At 72.9% G+C, this 19,024-nt stretch carries 19 protein-coding genes; 6 read left to right on the top strand and 13 right to left on the bottom strand.

All coding sequences use genetic code 11. The annotated features are described in order from the left end of the window. Positions 1-59: 59 nt before the first annotated feature. The gene (locus ACGF3I_RS04305; RefSeq protein ID WP_393128995.1) at positions 60-1,616 is read right to left on the bottom strand and encodes an alkaline phosphatase D family protein; all 1,557 of its coding nucleotides are present in this window, start codon (positions 1,614-1,616) and stop codon (positions 60-62) included. 208 nt (positions 1,617-1,824) lie between these two features. Continuing rightward, positions 1,825-2,697, bottom strand: a complete 873-nt coding sequence (locus tag ACGF3I_RS04300; protein ID WP_393128994.1) for an alpha/beta fold hydrolase — start codon at positions 2,695-2,697, stop codon at positions 1,825-1,827. 378 nt (positions 2,698-3,075) lie between these two features. On the opposite strand from ACGF3I_RS04300, the gene ACGF3I_RS04295 reads away from it, so the two are divergent. After that, complete coding sequence (locus tag ACGF3I_RS04295) at positions 3,076-3,840, top strand: GntR family transcriptional regulator (RefSeq protein WP_393128993.1); 765 nt, start codon at positions 3,076-3,078, stop codon at positions 3,838-3,840. 240 nt (positions 3,841-4,080) lie between these two features. Here the strand turns inward: ACGF3I_RS04295 and ACGF3I_RS04290 are convergent, their stop codons facing one another. The 3 genes from ACGF3I_RS04290 to ACGF3I_RS04280 all read right to left on the bottom strand — a co-directional run bounded on the left by ACGF3I_RS04290 (position 4,081) and on the right by ACGF3I_RS04280 (position 7,419). Further along, positions 4,081-5,238 carry an ROK family transcriptional regulator gene (locus ACGF3I_RS04290; RefSeq protein WP_393128992.1) on the bottom strand — a complete coding sequence of 386 codons (1,158 nt, stop codon included), beginning with the start codon at positions 5,236-5,238 and terminating at the stop codon, positions 4,081-4,083. An 88-nt stretch (positions 5,239-5,326) separates the two neighbouring features. Then, positions 5,327-5,980, bottom strand: coding sequence for a response regulator (locus ACGF3I_RS04285; RefSeq protein WP_393128991.1), 654 nt, complete (start codon positions 5,978-5,980; stop codon positions 5,327-5,329). A 263-nt stretch (positions 5,981-6,243) separates the two neighbouring features. Continuing rightward, on the bottom strand, positions 6,244-7,419 hold the full coding sequence (locus ACGF3I_RS04280) for a sensor histidine kinase (protein ID WP_393128990.1): 1,176 nt from the start codon (positions 7,417-7,419) through the stop codon (positions 6,244-6,246). A gap of 106 nt (positions 7,420-7,525) precedes the next feature. Here ACGF3I_RS04280 and ACGF3I_RS04275 point away from each other — a divergent pair, with 106 nt between their 5' ends. The 3 genes from ACGF3I_RS04275 (at position 7,526) to ACGF3I_RS04265 (ending at position 9,724) form a co-directional block, all read left to right on the top strand. Beyond that, positions 7,526-8,458 (top strand): ABC transporter ATP-binding protein, encoded by a 933-nt coding sequence (locus tag ACGF3I_RS04275; RefSeq protein WP_393128989.1) that lies wholly within the window; start codon positions 7,526-7,528, stop codon positions 8,456-8,458. Between the two features lie 3 nt (positions 8,459-8,461). Continuing rightward, a complete protein-coding gene (locus ACGF3I_RS04270) occupies positions 8,462-9,208 on the top strand; it encodes an ABC transporter permease (RefSeq protein WP_393128988.1) in 747 nt (248 codons plus the stop codon). An 81-nt stretch (positions 9,209-9,289) separates the two neighbouring features. Then, positions 9,290-9,724, top strand: a complete 435-nt coding sequence (locus tag ACGF3I_RS04265) for a hypothetical protein (protein ID WP_393128987.1) — start codon at positions 9,290-9,292, stop codon at positions 9,722-9,724. 123 nt (positions 9,725-9,847) lie between these two features. Here ACGF3I_RS04265 and mug read toward each other — a convergent pair whose 3' ends face one another. The 3 genes from mug to def all read right to left on the bottom strand — a co-directional run bounded on the left by mug (position 9,848) and on the right by def (position 12,618). Further along, a complete protein-coding gene (mug, locus tag ACGF3I_RS04260) occupies positions 9,848-10,393 on the bottom strand; it encodes a G/U mismatch-specific DNA glycosylase (RefSeq protein ID WP_393129121.1) in 546 nt (181 codons plus the stop codon). A 13-nt stretch (positions 10,394-10,406) separates the two neighbouring features. Further along, positions 10,407-11,849: an adenylosuccinate lyase gene (purB, locus tag ACGF3I_RS04255; protein ID WP_393128986.1), complete on the bottom strand. Its 1,443-nt coding sequence runs from the start codon at positions 11,847-11,849 to the stop codon at positions 10,407-10,409. Positions 11,850-11,970: 121 nt separating this feature from the next. Then, positions 11,971-12,618: a peptide deformylase gene (gene def, locus ACGF3I_RS04250; protein WP_393128985.1), complete on the bottom strand. Its 648-nt coding sequence runs from the start codon at positions 12,616-12,618 to the stop codon at positions 11,971-11,973. 328 nt (positions 12,619-12,946) lie between these two features. On the opposite strand from def, the gene ACGF3I_RS04245 reads away from it, so the two are divergent. Beyond that, entirely contained in the window at positions 12,947-13,687 is a 741-nt protein-coding gene (locus ACGF3I_RS04245; RefSeq protein ID WP_393128984.1) for a GNAT family N-acetyltransferase, read from the top strand. A gap of 178 nt (positions 13,688-13,865) precedes the next feature. Here ACGF3I_RS04245 and ACGF3I_RS04240 read toward each other — a convergent pair whose 3' ends face one another. After that, positions 13,866-14,702 (bottom strand): SGNH/GDSL hydrolase family protein, encoded by an 837-nt coding sequence (locus tag ACGF3I_RS04240; protein WP_393128983.1) that lies wholly within the window; start codon positions 14,700-14,702, stop codon positions 13,866-13,868. Positions 14,703-14,877: 175 nt separating this feature from the next. Here ACGF3I_RS04240 and ACGF3I_RS04235 point away from each other — a divergent pair, with 175 nt between their 5' ends. Then, entirely contained in the window at positions 14,878-15,186 is a 309-nt protein-coding gene (locus tag ACGF3I_RS04235) for a holin (protein ID WP_393128982.1), read from the top strand. A gap of 103 nt (positions 15,187-15,289) precedes the next feature. Here the strand turns inward: ACGF3I_RS04235 and ACGF3I_RS04230 are convergent, their stop codons facing one another. The 4 genes from ACGF3I_RS04230 to ACGF3I_RS04215 form a co-directional block, all read right to left on the bottom strand. Further along, entirely contained in the window at positions 15,290-16,309 is a 1,020-nt protein-coding gene (locus ACGF3I_RS04230) for a hemolysin family protein (RefSeq protein ID WP_393128981.1), read from the bottom strand. Further along, positions 16,306-17,640 (bottom strand): hemolysin family protein, encoded by a 1,335-nt coding sequence (locus tag ACGF3I_RS04225; protein ID WP_393128980.1) that lies wholly within the window; start codon positions 17,638-17,640, stop codon positions 16,306-16,308. The genes ACGF3I_RS04230 and ACGF3I_RS04225 overlap by 4 nt, the downstream gene beginning before the upstream one ends. Before the next feature lie 173 nt (positions 17,641-17,813). Then, positions 17,814-18,236, bottom strand: a complete 423-nt coding sequence (locus tag ACGF3I_RS04220; protein WP_393128979.1) for a GNAT family N-acetyltransferase — start codon at positions 18,234-18,236, stop codon at positions 17,814-17,816. Between the two features lie 70 nt (positions 18,237-18,306). Beyond that, entirely contained in the window at positions 18,307-18,990 is a 684-nt protein-coding gene (locus tag ACGF3I_RS04215) for a class I SAM-dependent methyltransferase (protein WP_393128978.1), read from the bottom strand. Between the last annotated feature and the right edge of the window lie 34 nt (positions 18,991-19,024).

Below are 19,024 nucleotides of genomic sequence, written 5' to 3'. Positions count from 1 at the left end.
GTGCGTGACGTGGAGTGTCCGCCTCCACCGGCCCCTATGTCCGGGCCCTTCCGGCGGCCTCACTGGCCGACGAGCCCGGGGCGCAGCACCTGCGTGAACAGGACGGCACCCCCTTGGGCGCGCAGCCGCACCGTGAGGTCGCTGGAGCCGCCGTCGATCTCGATCTCGCCGTAGTTGGGCGGGGTCTCCATCGGTGAGGCGTTGGCCGCGGCCGGTGCGTGCACGAAGACCTGGCGCGGCCCGAAAGTGGCGTCCAGCTTGTTGGCGGGGAAGCCGCCGGCGGCGAGCGGGCCCGACACGAACTCCCAGAACGGGGCGAAGTCCTTGAACGCGGCCCGCGCGGGGTCGTAGTGCGAGGCCGCCGTGTAGTGCACGTCGGCGGTGAGCCACAGGGTGCCGGTGATCCGGCGGTGCTTGATGAACCGCAGCAACTCGGCGATCTGCAACTCGCGTCCGAGCGGCGCGCCCGGGTCGCCCTGGGCGACGGCCTCGAAGTCGGTGGCCCCGTCCGCCACGACGATGCCGAGCGGCATGTCCGCGGCGATGACCTTCCACACCGCGCGCGAGCGCGTCAACTCGCGCTTGAGCCAACGGAGTTGCTCGGCGCCGAGGATGCCGACCCGGTCGTCGGGCTGCCGGCCGGGGGAGTTGGCGTCGCGGTAGGTCCGCATGTCGAGCACGAACACGTCGAGGAGCGGACCGTGCCGCACCACGCGCTGCACCCGGCCGGCGCGGTCGCCGGTGCCGAGCGTGGAGATCGGGAAGTACTCGCTGAACGCCCGCCGTGAACGCGCCGCGAGCACATCGATGTTCTTCTCGGTGTACCGGGCGTCGTCCAGGATCTGCCCGGGGTACCAGTTGTTGCGCACCTCGTGGTCGTCCCACTGCACGATGGACGGCACCTGGGCGTTGAACGCCCGGACGTTGTCGTCGAGCAGGTTGTAGCGGAAGTTGCCCCGGTACTCGGCGAGCGTCTCGGCGACCTTGGACTTCTCCTCGGTGGTGACGTTGCGCCACACCCGCCCGTCCGGCAGCGTCACGCTCGGCAGGATCACGCCGTCGGCGTAGATGTTGTCCCCGCTGGACAGGAAGAAGTCCGGGTCCAGACGCCGCATCTCGTCGTAGACGCGGTAGCCGCCAAGGTCCGGATTGATGCCCCAGCCCTGCCCGGCGATGTCCCCCGACCACAGGAAGCGCACGTCGTCGTGGCGGCTGTCGGGCGCGGTGCGGAACGTGCCGGTGACCGGGCGGCCGGTGCGCGCCGGGTCGTCGGGGTCGGACAGGGTGACCCGGTAGTGGATCTGCTCGCCGGCCGGGAGGCCGCGCAGCGCGGTCGTGCCGGTGAAGTCCGTGCCCGGGCCCAGCAGCGGGCCGCGCCATCTGCGGGCCCGCCGGAACGACTCCGTGGCGGAGGTCTCCACCAGCATCCGGGCCGGACGGTCCGAGCGGGCCCAGATCAGCCCGGACGAGGCGGTGATGTCGCCGGCCTGCACGCCCCAGGAGGCGCTGGGCCTGCCGGAACGCGCGAAGGCGGGCGCGGCGGCGAGCCCGGTCGGCAGGGCGAGTCCCGCCGAGGCGGCGAGTGAGCCCTTCAGTACGGTACGGCGGTCGGGCATCGGTGTGGCCCCCTGGGGAGGTAGGTCGCTGGCTGCCTTGCCTTGCCATGCCTACCGGCCGCCTGCGGCGCGGGCGCGAACACGGGGTGAACAAGCGGGCGGGGGGAGGGGGGCCGGGGGGCGGGGCGCGGGCCTGGGGCGCGGTGCGGGGCGCGGGCCGGGCGTGGGGGCCGGGTGTGGGGGCCCGCCCGGCCAAGTGCCCTTTTCCTCAAGCCAGTTGGATCGACGGCGGGGCCGGTGTGTCGCCGACCGGACGGCTGCCGTCCAGGAGGACGCGCGTGACGAGCGCCGGGTCGTCGTTCATCGGAACGTGGCCGCAGCCCGGCAGGCGGACGAGTCGGGCGCCCGGGACGGTGAGCTTGGCCCGCACTCCCTGGCGGCGCGGCAGCAACCGGTCCTTGCTGCCCCACGCCACGGTCACGGGCACGCCCTGGATGTCGTCCGCGAACAGGACGTCCTGCCCGGCCGCCAGGGTCTGTGCGAAGCCGGGGGCCGTGCGCAGGGCCACCGTCTCGGCCACCACGGCCTCCGGGGTACGCCGAGCGGGACGGGCGTAGATGGTGCTGGTCAGGGCGGTGCGGCCGGCGGCCGTGCGGGACATCCGCTCGATGGCGGGCAGCGGCAGCGCCTTCGCCACGCGGCGCATCGTGCGCAGCACGGTGAACGCGTACTGCCGCTCGCCCGGCGTCCAGAAGCCGGCGGGCGAGAGCGCCGTGACGGAGCGGACGAGCTTCTCGCGCCCCATCTCCAGGGCGAGCAGGCCGCCCAGCGAATTGCCCGCGACGTGCGGCCGGTCGATGCCGAGGGCCTCGCACAGTGCGCCGAGTACCGGCACGACGCTGGGCAGGCCGTAGGAGACGGAGCTCGGGAGGGCGGGCGAGGCGCCGAAGCCCGGCAGGTCGACGGCGATCACGTCGCGATCGGCGGTGAGCAGGTCGAAGACGGGGTCCCAGGCCTGGAGGTGGTGGCCTATGCCGTGCAGCAGCAGGAGCGGCTCGCCGGCGCCGCCACGCCGATAGGTCACCGAGGTGGAGCGGCGCCCCAGAGGGGTGTCGATCGTGAACGAAACCTCTGAGGTCATGGCCTGCTCCCTGTCCTGGGCACCGTACGTGGACGTCGTCCGGCACCGCACTTAGACGTCCTGTCAGCAACAACTACCGCTCAGTAGCTTGGAGTTCGAGGAGCGGGAGCGCAAGGGGCAGGCGCGAGCCGGAACGGACGGGGGAGCCTTCGCGTCGTCCGGCGTTGTCCGGATCGGCGCCGTTTGTCGTACGCCTCACGGCGGTGCGAACGTCATGTGAACGCTCTGCGCCAGCTCTCGTGTGCGCTGGGTAACGGAACGAGGATTGGTCTTGACCAAGGGGGTGGGTCGCCCTATGGTCGCAGAGTTAGTGCAGGAACCTTTAATAAACAAGGGCACGGAAAGCCGCCGGGGACACGGCGATTGCGGAGGATCAGGGTGGGGACCACGCAGCTGGAATCGGTGCCGGAACCGAAGTACTGGCACCTCAAGACGGTACTCAGCGAGGCGCTCGACTCGGACTTCGCGGTGGGCGAGATCCTGCCCAACGAGCGCGATCTCGCCGCCCGGTTCGGCGTCGCGCGCGCGACGCTCCGCCAGGCACTTGAGCAGCTCGAACTCGAAGGCCGCCTGCAGCGCCGCCGGGGCGTCGGCACCACCGTCGCCCCGCCGCGCACCGCGGTGTCCGTCGCCACCGCCCAGCACGACTGGCCCGGCGCTCCCGGCGACGCCTGGACCACCGCGGACGCGACGTCCGCCGTCCCGCCCCTCGCGGTACGGCGTCTCTTCGACGCGGACGCCGGCGAAGAGATGCACATCGTGCGCCGCACGCGGGTGGCGCACGGCCAGGCCGTCGCCGCCGAGCTGCTGTACGTCCCGGCCGCTTCGGTGCCCGAACTGTCCGCCATCGACGTGCCGTCGGGCCCGGCCCGCGGGCGCGCCGTCCTGCGCGAGCTGCAGCGCCTCGGCCTCGACGGCCAGGACCGCGCCGTGGAGCTGGGCTCGGCGCGCGCGGACGACGCCAAGGAACTCGACCGGCTGCCCGGCGCCCCCGTACTGGTGGTGACCACTCGCTACGTCACCGAGGGCAGCACCTCCGCGGTCTCGGTCGCCACCTACCGCGCCGACACCTGCCGGCTCACCTTCGGCGACTCGGGCGACCTGGAGATCAGCCACCCGGACCAGCACCGCCAGGCATCCTGACCTGGCTCGCCGGGCCGGCCCGCTGCTCCGGCCGACCCGGCTGATCTGGCCAACCCCGCTGCTCCGGCCGATCCGGCTGGCCGGCCAATCCGTCTGGCCGGCCGATCCGTCTGCTCTGGCTCGCCCCACTGCTCCGGTCCGGCGCCGATGTCGAGCCCTGCCGGGTGCCGTGCCCTGTCGGCGGTCGATGAGCGCTGGGCGCTGGGCGCTGGGCGGTGACCGTGCCCTGGCGACGGCCGGTCAGCGCCGGGCGGTGACCGTGCCCTCCACGGCGAACAGCTCTTCCTCCACATGGTCGAGGGCGAGCCGCAGCGCACCCGTCGCCACCACGGCCTCGCCCAGCATGGAGAGGACCACACGCGGCGGCCGAAGGCAGTAGCGGGCCAACTCCCGGCGCAGCGGCTCCAGTACGCCGTCGATGCCGGCCGCCCAGCCGCCCACGACGACCAGCTCGGGGTCGAGCGCGAGCACCAGCGCGGCCACGTCGTGCACCAGCCGCTGCAGGAACCGCTCGACCGCGGCCTGCGCCCGCTCGTCGCCCTGCCGGGCCAACGCGAACACATCGGCGACGGCCTGCTCGTCCAGCGGGTGCAGTGGCTCGCCCGTCGTCGAAAGCAGCTTCTCGGGGGTGACATCGCGGCCGAGCAGATGCAGCGCCCCGATCTCGCCGGCCGCGCCCCCGAAGCCGCGGTGCAGCCGGCCGCCGATGAGCGAGCCCGCTCCCGGACTCAGGCCGGCCATCACGAAGACGATGTCGTCGGAGTCGGCCGCCGCGCCCTTCCAGTGTTCGGCCACGGCCGCGGCGTTCGCGTCGTTCTCGACCAGGACGGGGCAGCGGAAGGAGCGTCGGAGCCGCTCGCCGAGCGGCAATCCCGTCCACTCGGGCAACGCGGTGCCGAGCCGCACGGTGCCATCCGCCTCGACGATGCCCGGGCTGCCGACCCCGACCGCGCGCAGCGAACTGCGGGCCACACCGGCCCGGCGCAGCACATCGGCGACCGTCATCCGCACCCGCTCAAGACGCTCGTCCGCCGACGCGGTCTCGGGCACCTCGCGGGAACCCGCGCCGAAGATCCGGCCGTCGAGACCGGAGAGCAGCGCGGCAACCCGGTGCGGACCGATCTCTATGCCGAGCAGATGACCCGCCTCGGCCCGGAACCTGAACCGTCGCGCGGGCCGGCCCTGACGCCGTGCCTCACCCTCCTCGGGCGCGGACTCCACCACGAGCCCCGCCTCCATCAACCCGTCGACCACGCCCTCGACCGTGGGCCGGGACAGCCCGGTGATCCGGGTCAGATCGGTGAGTGTGGGAGATTCCGCTCCTCGCAGGGCGTGCAGCACCACCGCGGAATTGATCCTCCGCAGCAGAGAGGGATCCCCGCCGGTCAGCCGCCCCAACGTGTGTCCTCCCAGCTTGTGCGCGTGTCTGCCGGATCGTACTCGCTGGTCAGGTGTACGGCGAGCGGCGGCCGGTAACGGAGGCGCATCAGCTCGGGGCCACGAAACCGGACTCGTACGCGGCGATGACCGCCTGCGTACGGTCCCGCGCGCCCAACTTCGCGAGGATGGCGCTGACATGCGTCTTCACCGTCTCCGTGCCCACGATCAGCTTGGCCGCGATCTCCGCGTTGGACAGCCCCCGCGCCATCAGGCGCAGCACCGCCGCCTCGCGATCGGTGAGCGCCGCCTCGGCCAGCGCCGTACGAACCGTTCCGTTGCTGCCGTACTCGTGGGCGAGCGCCCGCACGGCGGCCGGGAACAGCAGCGAGTCGCCCTCCGCCACCAGCCGGACCGCGTTGACGATCTCGGCCGGCTTGGCCCGCTTGAGCAGGAAACCGTCGGCCCCGGCCCGCAGCGCCTCGTACACGTACTCATCGTTCTCGAACGTGGTCACGACCAGGATCTTCGGCGGCTGCTCGATCGTGCGCAGCACCGCCCGGGTCGCCTCTATGCCGTCCATCAGCGGCATCCGCACATCCATCGCGACCACATCCGGACGCAGTTGCCGCACCAGCGGGATCACGGCGGCGCCGTCGGCCGCCTCACCCACCACCTCGATGTCGGGCTGCGCCTCCAGAACGGCCCGTAGACCCGCCCGGACAAGGGGTTCATCGTCGACGAGAAGTACGGTTACCGGCATTCGACCAGCCTAGTGGGAGGCCGGCCAGGCCCCGCACGGCCTGTGGACAACGCGGGAGGGGCCGCCCTGCCGGGGGATGGGCTCGCTGCCGGCGGTCGGGCCCAGCCGGTCCGGGTCGTTCGGTCTAGGCCCGTCCTGTCCAGCCTGCGGGGTCTTGGTCCGTCCGGTCCCGGATCGCCTGGTCGCGGGCCGTCCGGGAGCGGTCCGCCCAGTCCCGGCCATCCGACGTCGGCCCACCCGACGTCGGCCCACTCCCTCCGAGCTCAGATCAGCGTGTCCAGCGGCAACCGCACCCGCACCCTCCATTCGCCGTCATGTGCCCCCGTCTGCGCCTCCCCTCCCAGCAGTGCGGCGCGCTCCCGTATGCCGCGCAGACCGCTGCCTCCCTTTCCGCCGGGCGCGGGGCCCGACAGCGGATTGGTCACGTCCATCTCAAGTCGCCGCCCTAGCACGGCCATGCGGATCCGTACGGGCACGGGCCCCGAGTGCCGCAGCACATTGGTGAGCGCCTCCTGGAGGATCCGGTACCCCTCCCGCGACACCGGGCCGGGGACCAGCTCCAGTGCCCCGGAGAGCTCGGCCTCGACCGCGGCCCCCGAGCCGCGGGCCGACTCGATGAGCCGGTCCGCTTCCAGCAGGGTCGGGCGCTGACTGGCCGGCAGGCCCGTCTCGCGCAGTACGAGCAGCACCCGTTCCAGGTCCTCAAGGGCGGCCCGGCCTGTCTCCTCGATCGCCGCGAGCGCCCGGTCGGTGAAGGCCGGATCGCCCGCTGCGCGCGCCGCCCCCGCCTGGACCACGGCGACCGTCAGCGCATGACCGATGGAGTCGTGGATCTCGCGGGCAATGCGGTTGCGTTCGAGCAGCAGCTCGGTGCGCTCCTCCAGTGCGGTGAGCCGTTCGCCGGCCGAAGGGCCCAGCAGCGCGCGGGCGATGAAGGTGATGACGTTTCCCGCCAGCACCACACACGCCAGCATCACCGCGAGCGGCACGAGGGCGAGCGGTATGAGCCACCACCGCCCGGACGGCAGGGACGCCATCCACCCGAAGACGACCGGCGGGCCGCCGAACCCGCGCGCGATCAGGTCCGCGGCCGTCGACGGAAGCCAGACGGTCGTCATCATCGCCAGCCCCGCCATCACCAGCCGTGCCTCCAGCCACAGCACGGTGCGCCACCGGTCGCGCCAGGTCGCCGCTGGTGCGACCGTGATCGACGCGTCCGGCCTGCCGCGCTCGCGCGGAGTCAGCAGCAACTGTGCCTGGATACCCTCTTCGAGGCGCACCGCCGGAATCAGCCCGAGCGGCACGACGAGCAGCCCGACCACCCATGCGCGCTCCATGTCGATGAACAGCCAGATCGCCACGAACGCCATGGGGATGACGAGATGCAGCCACCGTGCGTAGGTGACCGGTCGGCCCAGCGGGCGGAGAATGCGGTGCATCCGGCCATCGTGGCAGGACGCCGCGAGCTGCGGCTCCCCCGCACGGGGGAGAAGCTCCCCTCGGTCGGGGGAGGCGTCTGACCTGCGTGGACGGGACGCTTGCGGCATGACACGGATCGACGTCCAAGAGCTGCGCAAGGAGTACGGCACCACGCGAGCGGTGGACCGGCTCACGTTCACGGTCGAGCCCGGCCGCGTGACCGGCTTCCTCGGCCCCAACGGCGCGGGCAAGTCCACCACGATGCGGATTCTGCTCGGCCTCGACCGCCCGACCTCCGGCACCGCGCTGATCGGCGGCCGGCGGTACGCGGATCTGGCGGAGCCGCTGCGCACGGTGGGCGCTCTGCTCGACGCCCAGGCCGCCCACGGCTCCCGCACCGCCCGCGCCCATCTCCGGGCCCTCGCGGCCAGCAACCGCATACCCGCGCGGCGTGTGGACGAGGTGCTTGGACAAGCGGGACTGGCGTCGGTGGCCGGCCGCCGGATCAAGACGTTCTCGCTCGGGATGCGCCAGCGGCTGGGCATAGCGGGCGCCCTGCTCGGTGATCCCTCGGTTGTGATCCTGGACGAGCCGTCCAACGGCCTCGACCCCGAAGGGATCATCTGGACAAGGGAGTTGATGCGCGGCTTGGCCCGTGAGGGCAGGACGGTGCTGGTCTCCAGTCACCTCATGAACGAGACCGCGTCGTTCGCCGACCACCTCGTCGTGCTCGGCCGTGGCCGGCTCCTCGCCGACACCCCGATGCGCGACTTCATCGACTCCCGCATCCGTCCCCGGGTCCGGCTGCGCACCACCGAGGGCGGCAGGCTGCGCGGCGTGCTGCTCGCCAGAGGCTTCGACCCGGTTCAAGGAGACGACGGCTTCTGGCGGGTGGAGGGCGCGAAGGTCGAGGACATCGGCCGGATCGCGGCCCACGAGGGCATACCCGTCCTCGAACTCGCCATGGAGAAGGCCACGTTGGAGCAGGCCTATCTCGACCTCACCGCCGGCCAGGCGGAGTACGCGGCCACGCGTGCCCCGCAGAACATGGAGGCCTGAACGATGATGCACTGCGCGGCACTGCACTGCGAGTGGATCAAAATCCGTTCGCTGCGCTCGCTGATGGGCGCTCTGCTGGCCGTCCCGGGGGCGACGGCGGGCCTGTCCCTCCTCATATGCGGAGCGCTCGGCCGTCCGCAGCCCGGGAGTACGGATTTCGACCCGGTGCTCTTCTCCTACTACGGCCTGAACTTCGGCCAGTTGGCGGCGATCATCTTCGGAGTGATCGCGATGGCGGGCGAATACAAGAACGACGGGATCCGCATATCCCTGGCCGCGGTCCCGGACCGCACCCTGTTCTACGCGGCCAAGCTGGCGGTGGTGGGCGGATGTGTCCTCGCGGTCGGTCTGGCGACCAGCCTGGTCAGCTTTCTGGGCGGACAGGCCCTGATGGACAAGGGCTTCGGCATAGGCATCGGCGATCCCGGCGCGCTGCGGGCGGTCCTTGGCTGCGCCCTCTATCTGACCCTGCTCAGCCTGCTGTCGGCGGGGATCGCGGCCGTCCTGCGCAGCGTCACCGGTGCGCTGAGTGTGCTTGTACCGCTGTTCCTGATCGTCCCGTTCGTGGTGGGAGACGTCTCGCAGGGCGGCAGCGCGGCCGACTTCCTGCCCGATCGGGCAGGACAGCAGGTCCTGCTCCAGGAGCAGCTCGGGCCACTCGGCCCCTGGACCGGGATGGCCGTTCTGCTGGCGTGGACGGCGTTCGCGGTGGGCGGCGGCTGGTGGGGGCTGCGCCGACGCGACGCCTGACCGGAAGGCACCTGACCGGAAGGCATCGGGCGGGGCACTGACGGCACGCCAATTGTCAGTGCCGGGCGGTTTACTGACGACATGACCACCGCTCTGTACCTCCAGCACATCGACTGGTTGCGCTCCCGGGAATTCCCCGCGGAGCGCAGCCGCAGCGGCTCGGGCGTGAGCGGGCCGGGGTACCACTGCTCATGTCTGAGCGGAGACGAGGAGGAATGGGAGGACCTGACGGAACGCCTGGGAAAGCGGGCCCAATGCGTGGCCGATCACGACGCCCTGATCGCCGAGCTCACCCGGCGCTGGGAGGAACCGCAGTGGATCAGTCTCTGGAGTGCCCAGGCCCGCCTGGTCGCGGGGGAGGCGATACCCGAGCCCTGGGCGGAGTTCTCGGTCGGCTTCGACTTCCTCCACCTGTGGCGGATCGAAGGACGCTGGATCGCCATAGGCCTCGACCTGGAGGCGGAGGGCCCCGGCTGGGACCTGAGCGTGACGGTGACGGACGTGGACCCGCCGTAGTGACAGCCGTAGCCCCGACCGGCAGCCGAAGCCCCGACCGGCCGGAGCCGCACCCGGTGCCTCCCGGGCCGCCGGGTCGGGAGACCTACCGCGGGGCTTCCGGGCCGCCGCCGGGCCGGGTGCCTACTGCGGGCCGGTTTCCGCCGCGCAGCGCAGGCGGGCGTACTCCTCGGCCATCGTCTGGGCGGTCCAATGGGCGTTGAGACCGCTGGGGTTGGGCAGGGCCCACACCCGGGTCGTACCGATCATGTGCGCCTGCGGACCGATGCGGGCCTTGCGGTCACCGAACGCGGTGCGGTAGGCGGTGACGCCGACCACGGCCAGCCACCGGGGGCGCAGCCGCTCGACCTTCTCGGCCAGCAGGCGCCCGCCCTCGCGGAACTCCTCGGCGCCGATCTCGTCGGCACGCGCCGTGGCCCGGGCCACGACGTTGGTGATGCCGAGCCCGTAGGAGAGGAGTTCGTCCTGTTCGGAGGGCTTCAACTGCCGGGGGGTGAAGCCGGACAGGTGGAGCACCGGCCAGAAGCGGTTGCCGGGGCGGGCGAAGTGGTGTCCGGTGGCCCCCGACATCAGGCCGGGGTTGATGCCGCAGAACAGGACGGACAGGCCGCCCGCGATCACGTCGGGGATGACGGTGTCGCGGGCGGCCTGGAGCTCCTCGGGAGTCAGCACGGGGCGGGGCTCAGAGGATCGAGCCCGGGGTGTAACCGGCGGCCGCGGGATGCTGCTTGACGATCTCCTCGATGCGGGAGACCACGGCGCCCACCTGGTCGCCGGCGGCGCCGGTGAAGGACAGCTTGTCGGCCATCAGTGCGTCGAGCTGGGCCCGGTCCAGCGGCATGCGCTCGTCGGTGGCCAGCTTGTCGAGGAGTTCGTTGCGCTCGGCGCCCTGCTCGCGCATGGCGAGCGCGGAGGCGACGGCGTGCTCCTTGATGACCTCGTGCGCGGCCTCCCGGCCCACTCCGGCGCGCACGGCGGCCATCAGGACCTTCGTCGTCGCCAGGAACGGCAGGTAGCGGTCCAGTTCGCGGGCGACGACGGCCGGGAACGCGCCGAACTCGTCGAGCACGGTGAGGAACGTCTCCAGGAGGCCGTCGAAGGCGAAGAAGGCGTCGGGCAGCGCTACCCGGCGGACCACGGAGCAGGAGACGTCGCCCTCGTTCCACTGGTCGCCCGCCAGCTCGCCGGTCATCGAGGCGTATCCGCGCAGGATCACCATGAGGCCGTTGACGCGCTCGCAGGAGCGGGTGTTCATCTTGTGCGGCATCGCGGACGAGCCGACCTGGCCGGGCTTGAAGCCCTCGGTGACGAGTTCGTGGCCGGCCATCAGGCGGATGGTCTTGGCGACCGAGGAGGGCGCGGCGGCCAGCTGGACGAGCGCGGTCACGACGTCGTAATCGAGGGAGCGCGGGTAGACCTGGCCGACGGAGGTGAAGGCGTGGGCGAAACCGAGGTGGCCCGCGATGCGCTGCTCCAGGTCGGCGAGCTTCGAGGCGTCGCCGCCGAGGAGGTCCAGCATGTCCTGGGCGGTGCCGACCGGGCCCTTGATGCCGCGCAGCGGGTAACGCGCGAGCAGGTCCTCCAGGCGGCCGTAGGCCATCAGGAGTTCGTCGGCGGCGGTCGCGAAACGCTTGCCCAGGGTGGTGGCCTGCGCGGCCACGTTGTGCGAGCGCCCGGCCATGACCAGTTCGGCGTACTCGCCGGAGAGCTTGCCCAGGCGGGCCAGGACCGCCACCGTGCGGTCCCGCATCAGTTCCAGGGACAGCCGGATCTGGAGCTGCTCGACGTTCTCGGTCAGGTCGCGGGAGGTCATGCCCTTGTGGACCTGCTCGTGCCCGGCGAGGGCGTTGAACTCCTCGATGCGGGCCTTCACATCGTGCCGGGTCACCTTCTCGCGCTCGGCGATCGAGGCGAGGTCGACCTGGTCGACGACGCGCTCGTAGTCGGCGAGCGCGGCCTCCGGCACCTCGATCCCCAGGTCCTTCTGGGCGCGCAGCACGGCCAGCCACAGCCGGCGCTCCAGCTTGACCTTCTGCTCGGGGGACCAGAGGACGGCGAGCTCCGCGGAGGCGTAGCGGCCGGCCAGGACGTTCGGGATGCGAGGCTTCGCAGACACAGCAGTCACGTGTCCAGAGTCTACTGGCGATTTCTGCAGGCCAGCGCCCCACCCCGGTTTGTGCCTTGCTACGAGAGAGCGGGTGGGGCACGGTGCGCGACGGGTGGTGGGCAGAGCGTGATGGCGGGGCTCATGCGTCGGTGTCGTCCGCCAGGTCGAAGCCGAGGGCCTCGGCCGCCGCGGCGGGGGTGGGCTGGGTCCACAGTCCGGCCAGCGCCTCGCGCGAGGACAGTGAGCGCGGCTCGGCGCGGTCCAGGTAGAGAACCCCGTCGAGGTGGTCCGTCTCGTGCTGGACAATGCGGGCGGGCCAGCCGGTGAACACCTCGTCGATCGGCCGGCCCCGCTCGTCCAGCGCCCGCAGCCGTACGCTGCGGTGCCGGGCCACCACCGCGCCCCAGCCCGGCACGCTCAGACAGCCCTCGAAGAACGCGGCCCGGCCGGGCCCCTCCGGCGCGTACGAAGGATTGACCAGGACCCGGAACGGCTGCGGCACCCGGCCCCTCACCCGCCGGATCTCCTCGGAGACGTCCGCCGTGTCCTCGATCACGGCCAGCCGCAGCGGCAGGCCGACCTGCGGGGCCGCGAGACCGACGCCGGGGGCGGCACGCATGGTCTCGCGCATGGCCTCGATCAGCCGGTCGAGACGCGCGCCGCCGAGACCGGCGTCCATCGGCCCGGTGGGCCGGCGCAGGACCGGCGCTCCGGCGGAGACGATCGGCAAGGGGCCCGTACCGGCGAGGAGTTCATCGACCAGATCGGGGAGCGAGGGAGAGGCCATGGGCCCAGCATGCCAAGCGTGATCGTCCACCGCCCCCCCGGGTCGGACCGCCCCGGCCGCGCCGTACGGGCCGTCGACCGGGCCGCGGGGCAGGCGCGCCGACGCCCGAGGTGATGGCCGGCCGCGGGTGTGCGGCGCGGACGCGACGGCCGCCCCGCGGGAATGCGGGAGGGGACGCGGCACCTTGTCCTAGGGGTGCGCGCGTGCGTGTACGGATCCGGCGAGGCGCCCGGCGTGGAGATCACGCACGGGCGGCTGCCCCGTGTCCGGCATCGGCGCGCCCGGCGGCCCCCGGCCGTGTGAGCCCCGCATCGAGAACGAGGAGAACATGTCCCACCCGCCCGTCCGCACCGAGATCCCGCCGCATCCGCTGGACAACCCCGCCTACACCTCACTGACCGGAGTGCACGCCCGCTTCGCCGAGGCGCGCGGTCGGGTCCTGCGCTACGAGACCGACGTCTCGCCCTGGCTCGGACTGCCCCCGGAGCCCGAGGCCGCCGACTGGGCGGACATAGCCGCGCTGGCCGGTCCCGGCGGTGAGGTCTCGCTGGCCGGGGTGCGCAGTCCGCTGCCCCGCGACTGGGAGATCACGTTCGATGTGGACGGCGTCCAGATGGTGGGCGAGGCGGTCGAGGCGCGCCCGGACGACGAGGCGGTCCGGCTCGGCGCCGTCGACGTGCCCGAGATGCTCGACCTGGTGGAGCGGACCCGCCCGGGCCCCTTCCTGCCCCGCACCGTGGAACTCGGCACCTACCTGGGCATCCGTCGCGAGGGCCGGCTGATCGCGATGGCGGGGGAGCGGCTGCGTCCGCCGGGCTGGACCGAGATCAGTGCGGTCTGCACCGACGACGCCTTCCGCGGCCAGGGCCTCGGCTCCCGCCTGATCCGCGCCGTCGCGGCAGTGATCGAGGAGCGCGGCGACGTCCCGTTCCTGCACACCGGCGCCGCCAACACCGGGGCCATCCGGCTGTACGAGTCCCTGGGCTTCCGGCTGCGTCAGGAGACCCGGTTCGTCGGTGTCCGCGTGCCGGCTCCGGCTCCGGTGCCGGTGCCGGTCGCCGCCGGCTGACGGGCACGGGGCGAGCGAGCGTCCCCGTACCGACACCACGCACGCTCATACCGACACCGCGCCTGCTCATACCGACGCCACGCCCACTCGAACCGCCAACCCACCGAACGGCGTTGTGAGTTGACGGTACGTCAGGGCTGAGTCGACGGGTGTGGATACGGGCCGGCCACCGGCGCGCTCAGTCCTCGGCCCGTACCCACTCCGACACCGGCCCGGGGCGGGCCGGGTCCGCAGGAGTGACCCAGAATGCCCGCCCCTCCTCGGCGCTGAAATGGGCCCCGCTGCGACCGTCGCCGGAGGAGCGGCCCGTCAGGCGGCGCCCTATCCACGGCACCAGGTGCTGGCGGGCGAAGCGCAGGTCGGCAGTGCGGCTCGCGGCCCAGCCCGGCCTGGCCGGCGGGGGCAGGGGCGAGCGCCAGTCGTCCTCCGCATCCAGGCCCAGGGTCTGCCAGACGGCCTCGGCCACCCTGCGGTGCCCCTCGGGCGTCAGGTGCAGCCGGTCGAAGTCCCACAGATGCTGCTCGGCGAGCGCGGGTGCGCCGTAGAGGTCGACGACCAACGCGCCGTGCCGGTCCGCGAGTTCGTCGATGTGCGCGAAGAGTTCCTCCATGCGCGGCCGGAAGCGGTCGAGCACCGGGCCGTTGCGGCCGGGGCTGCGCATGAGGACCAGCTGCCCGCAGGCCGGCGCGAGCCGCTCGACCGCCTCGGTGAGCAGGCCGCGCACCCGGCCCATGTCGCACTTGGGCCGCAGCGTGTCGTTGAGTCCGCCGACCAGCGTGACGACGTCCGGACGCAGCGCTGCCGCCGCCGGCACCTGCTCCTCGACGATCTGCCCGATGAGCTTGCCGCGTACCGCGAGGTTGGCGTAGCGGAAGCCGGGCACGCGGGCCGCGAGGCGGCCGGCGAGCACATCGGCCCAGCCGCGGTAGGAGCCGTCGGGAAGCCGGTCGGACATGCCCTCGGTGAAGGAGTCCCCGATCGCGGCGAAGCTGGTGTATGGCGCATTCATCTCCATGGCGGTGTGATCGTACCGCGCGGTACGGAGATGTTCCGGGGTGGCGGCCCCTGGCCGGTACTCGTCGGCGAAGAGGCTGGTCAGAGGCTTTCCGGCGGGCCCATTTCGCGGTATGCCAAGAACACATCACTTAATTCCGTCCCGGCCGCACGGCCGGTGAGAGAGCGAGCGTGCGATGTTGTTCACTGCGGCCTTCTGGAAGGCCACCGCCGAGCGGGCCATCCGCACCTTCGCCCAGGCACTCGCCGCCGTGCTAACGGCCGGCGCGACCAATCTCCTCGACGTCCACTGGACGGCGGCCTTCGCCACCGCGGGCATGGCGGCCCTGCTCGCCGTGCTGATGGCGGTCGGCTCCGCGCAGCTGGGACAGCCGGGCCCGGGCCTGACCGAGACCACCAACCCGGCCGCCCCCAAGGTCGTGGCGACCCCGGCGGCGCCGGCCCCGCCCACCGCGCAGACCGGGCCGGCCACCCCGACCGGCTGACCCGCGCGGCGGGTGCCGCGCCCGATGACTGGCCCCGGCCGATGGGCGGGCCCGGCTCGAAGAACCGGCCGGGCCGGAACGCACGCCCGCCGGGCGGCCCGGGTCAGGCCGTGGCCGGCGGCCCCACGAGTTCGCGCAGCACGTCCTCCATGCTGACCAGACCGGCCAGTTTGCCGTCCTCGTCCAGCACGGCGGCCAGATGCGTACGGCTGCGCCGCATCGCGGTCAGCACGTCGTCCAGCGGGCTCGCGGCGCGCACCCGGGCGATCGGCCGCAGCGCCGCGACGGGGAAGGCCACGTCGCGCGGCGCCGCGTCCAGGGCGTCCTTGACGTGCAGATAGCCGAGGATGCGGCTGTCGTCGTCGACGACCGGGAACCGGGAGAACCCGGAGGACGCGGCCAGCCGCTCCAGCTCCGCGGGAGTGGCGCCGACCGCGGCCCGCACCACCTTCTCCAGCGGTACCACCACGTCCCGCACCGGCCTGCGCCCCAGTTCGAGGGCGTCGTGCAGGCGCTCGGCGGCCCGGTCGTCCAGCAGCCCCGCATCGCCCGCGTCGGTCACCAGACGGGCCAGTTCGTCGTCCGAGAAGGTCGCGGCGACATGGTCCTTGGCGTCGACCCTGAGCAGTTTCAGGATGGCGTTGGCGAACGCGTTGATGGCGAAGATCACCGGGCGCAGCGCCCGGGCCAGCGTCACGAGCGGCGGACCGAGCAGCAGCGCGGTGCGGGCCGGTTCGGCGAGCGCGATGTTCTTCGGCACCATCTCGCCGAGCAGCATGTGCAGATACGTCGCGACCGCGAGGGCGAGCACGAACGACACCGGGTGGATCAGCCCGTCCGGCACCCCCACCCAGTCGAAGACCGGCGCGACGAGGTGGGCGATGGCCGGTTCGGCGACCACACCGAGCACCAGGGTGCACAGCGTGATGCCGAGCTGGGCCGCGGCCATCAGGGCCGACACGTGCTCCAGGCCCCAAATGACGCTGCGGGCGCGGCGGTTGCCGTCCTCGGCGAGCGGTTCGATCTGGCTGCGGCGCACCGAGATCAGGGCGAACTCGGCGCCGACGAAGAAGGCGTTGACCACCAGGGTGGCCAGACCGATCAGAATCTGGATCACGGTCATCGGCCGGCCTCCTCGTCGTCATCGGCGGTCAGCGGCGCGTGCAGCAGCACCCGGGCCGCGCGCCGCCCGGCCGCGTCGACCACGTCGAGCCGCCAGCCGGCCAGCTCCACGCGGTCGCCCACGGTGGGGATCCGGCCGAGCCGGGTGGCCACCAGGCCGGCGAGGGTCTCGTACGGGCCGTCCGGGACGCGCAGCCCGATCACTGCGAGCTGGTCGTCGCGGGCGGCGCCGTCCGCGGAGTAGAGGGTGCGGCCGTCGGCGTCCTGCCCGGCGGGCGCGAGGTCGGGGGTCTCGTGCGGGTCGTGCTCGTCGCGGACCTCGCCGACGACCTCCTCCACGATGTCCTCCATCGTCACGACACCGGCGGTGCCGCCGTACTCGTCGATGACGACGGCCATGGTCCGCCTGCCGTAGAGCTGGTCGAGCAGCCGGTCGACGGTGAGCGTCGCCGGCACGAGCAGCGGCTCGCGCAGCAGCGAGGTGACCGGGTGCAGCCGCCGGCGCTCGGCGGGGACCGCGAGGACGTCCTTGATGTGCGCGATGCCCACGACCGAGTCGAGGCTGCCCCGGTAGACGGGGAAGCGGGAGAGGCCCGTGGCGCGGGTCGCGTTGGCGACGTCCTCGGCGGTGGCCTGGACGTCGAGCGCGGTGACCTGCACGCGCGGTGTCATGACGTTCTCCGCGTTGAGCCCGGCCAGGCCGAGCGTGCGGACGAACAGCTCCGCCGTGTCCGCCTCCAGGGCGCCCTCCTTGGCCGAGTGGCGGGCCAGGGCGACGAGCTCCTGGGGGCTGCGCGCGGAGGCCAGCTCCTCGGCGGGCTCCAGACCGAAACGGCGCACGAGGTGGTTGGCCGAGGTGTTGAGATGGCTGATCAGCGGGCGGAAGGCGGCGCTGAAGGCGCGCTGCGGCGCGGAGACGACCTTGGCCACGGCGACCGGCGAGGAGATGGCCCAGTTCTTGGGCACCAGCTCGCCGACGACCATCAGGAACACGGTGGACAGGACCATGCCGAGCACCAGGGCCACCGAGCCCGCGCTCGTCCTGGACAGACCGATCGCTTCGAGCGGCCCGGTGAGCAGCTTGGCGATCGAGGGCTTGGCGATCATGCCGATGACGAGGCCGGTGACGGTGATGCCGAGCTGGGCGCCGGACAGCTGGAAGGTGAGGCTGCGCACGGCTTTGAGGGCGCTGGAGGCACCGCGTTCGCCGCGCTCGACCGCACGCTCCAGGTCGCTGCGCTCGGCGGTGGTGAGGGAGAACTCGGCCGCCACGAAGACCGCGCAGACCAGCGAGAGCAGCACGGCCGCCAGGAGCAGGAGCACTTCGGTCATCGGGTCACCTCCGTCCCATGATCGGCCAGGGGGAGGCGGGGCGCACGGTGTCGCGCGGAGGAAGGGGTACTGGGAGGCTCGCCCATGGGCGGACGCTCACACCTTTCAGTCGATGGGTGATCAGCGGTCCACCCATGGTAAAGCACTGGCAAAGGAAGGGGCGGGGCGCGGGCTCAGCCCAGCGGCTTCACCCAGCGGCGCCACTGCTCCTCGGGCCCGTATCCCGCGGCCCGCCAGGCCTCGTGCGCCGACTCGTTGCGCACCAGCACCATCGCGTCCGACCGCCGCCCGCCGAGCGCGGCGAACCGCTCCTCGGCCGCGTCGAGCAGTGCCCGTGCGACACCCCGGCGGCGGTGGTCGGGGTGCACCGCCAGGCGGTACAGATGGCAGCGCCAGCCGTCGAAGCCCGCGATCACGGTGCCGATCAGAGCCCCCGCCCGTTCCGCGAGGAGCAGCGCCCCCCGGTCGCGCACGACGAGACGCTCCACGCCCGCCCGGTCGTCACTGATGCTGGTGCCTTCGGCGGCGGTCTTCCAGAAGGCCAGGACCGCGTCCAGGTCCCCAGGGCCCGCGGGCCGTATGTGCAACTCGTCCATGGCCCCATCCCACCACCGGCGCGCGGCCCGGCGCGACCCCCCGCGGCGCGCCGGGCCGGCCGCCCCGGCGCTACCGCTCGGCCGGGCCGGGCGCCGGGCGTCGCGCGACGCCGAGCACACAGGGGGCGCAGGGCGCCGCGAACCCCTTCTCGGGCACCCGCAGACGGCGGTACCCGACGAGTTCGAAGCCCGCCTCCTCGATCGCGCCCAGCGGGTCGCGTGCCGTGTGACAGCCGCCGAACAGCCGTGGCCACACCGTGCGGTCGAGTCCCCGCTGCACCGCCGCGAGCACCCGTCCGTCCGCCCGGCCGTGCTCGAAGAACCTCAGCTCGCCGCCCGGGCGCAGCACCCGCCGCAGCTCCGCGAGCGCGCGCGGCAGATCACGCACCGAGCACAGCACCAGGGAGGCGACGGCCGCGTCGAAGGCCTCGCTCTTGACCGGCAGCGCCTCGGCCGCTCCCGGCACCACGTCCACCGGCACCTCGGCCCGCAGGGCCGCGCGGACCGCCAACTGCCGCAGCGTGCGCTCCGGTTCGAGCGCCACCACCTCGCAGACGGCGGCCGGGTAGTGCGCGAAGTTGAGCCCGTTCCCGGCGCCGACCTCGATCACGCGCCCCGAGAGCCCGGTGAGCAGTTCCGCGCGGTGGGCCGAGATCCCGGCCCGCAGGTCCACGGCCTCGCTGTAGCGGGCGTAGAAGCGGGCGAAGACGGGATGGTGCACGGCATCCGGGGCGATCGTGGTGCGCTGCGCCATGTCGGACCTCCTGAGCCTCGGGCGGCGGAGCGGG

The organism is Streptomyces sp. NPDC048111, assembly GCF_043202815.1.
In the GTDB taxonomy this organism is placed as follows: Bacteria; Actinomycetota; Actinomycetes; order Streptomycetales; family Streptomycetaceae; genus Streptomyces.
The sequence above is the reverse complement of the archived record's forward strand: the minus strand, read 5'-3'. Positions and strand labels throughout refer to the sequence as shown.